The organism is Endozoicomonas atrinae (genome assembly GCF_001647025.1).
In the GTDB taxonomy this organism is placed as follows: domain Bacteria; phylum Pseudomonadota; class Gammaproteobacteria; order Pseudomonadales; family Endozoicomonadaceae; genus Endozoicomonas; species Endozoicomonas atrinae.
This window is the reverse complement of sequence record NZ_LUKQ02000643.1, coordinates 1-889: the sequence shown is the minus strand read 5'-3', so window position 1 is coordinate 889 and position 889 is coordinate 1. Positions and strand designations below refer to the sequence as shown.

1 protein-coding gene and 1 pseudogene are annotated in these 889 nt (G+C 46.3%); one reads left to right on the top strand and one right to left on the bottom strand.

Annotated features, from left to right (window positions below; all coding sequences use genetic code 11):
• Nucleotides 1-99: 99 nt before the first annotated feature.
• On the top strand, nucleotides 100-690 hold the full coding sequence (locus AK963_RS29745) for a hypothetical protein (RefSeq protein ID WP_066018807.1): 591 nt from the start codon (nucleotides 100-102) through the stop codon (nucleotides 688-690).
• Between the two features lie 9 nt (nucleotides 691-699).
• Here AK963_RS29745 and AK963_RS36315 read toward each other — a convergent pair.
• Nucleotides 700-889 (bottom strand): annotated as a pseudogene (locus tag AK963_RS36315) (IS630 family transposase); the annotation flags it as partial.

Sequence of the window (889 nt, the reverse complement as noted above, 5' to 3'; positions counted from 1 at the left end):
GTCCTCTCGATTGGTCATGGCGCTGCTCCCTGCTTGATACCAACAGGAAAACAATCGGCCAGAAAAGGGTTAATCGGGAGGTCAAATTAAACTGGTGTTTTGAAGACTTATTACATCGGTGATGACAGCAGGGTTGATGCCGCTAAATTACAGTCATGTGCCACTCTCTTTTATCTGGTTACAGGTAATAAAACCTTTTTGAAAACCATCAACCAGTTTTATGGAGGCGTACATTGTGAGACGGCAATGAGTCGATTTTCTGAGTGGAGTCAACATCATTTACCGGTGAAAAGTGTTTCTCCGGCTCCTGTCAGTCGTGCTCCCAGGGCCGTTCAAGCGCCCTCCCCCACTCCTGCTCCACGCACTGCTCAGTCAATTATTGCCAATCAAAACCTTGCTGCCCGTAATGATTACCTGGTCGATGAACCCATTCCTGAGTGGGTGATAAAAGCAAGCATGAAAACATTCCAGCAGGAACAACGTAAACGAGCGGTAATTGCTCAGGAATTACAGTTTCAGCAGGCAATAGTCGCGAGCCAAAAGGCTCTGAGATTAGAGCGGGCTATTCACCGTCAGAGATCGACAATCAACCAAATGCTGTCAGGCCATGATCGCCGCTTAAGATTGAAAGATGTTACCAGGGATGGCAACTGCTTATTCCATGCCCAGGCGGCTAATTATACCAATTGAATTTTCTAACTACTGTATAACTGCCCAATCACGGGAGCACAGACTGAACAGTCGACCAGCTTCGCTGCAAAGGTTATTCCAAGCTTCACAGCAACAATCTACAATATTTTCATAACCTGAAAATGCTTTGTTTGATAAGTCATGCTCCCGCATCCACTCCCATAGCCTTTCTGAGCTGTTTAACTCCGGTGCGAATGGT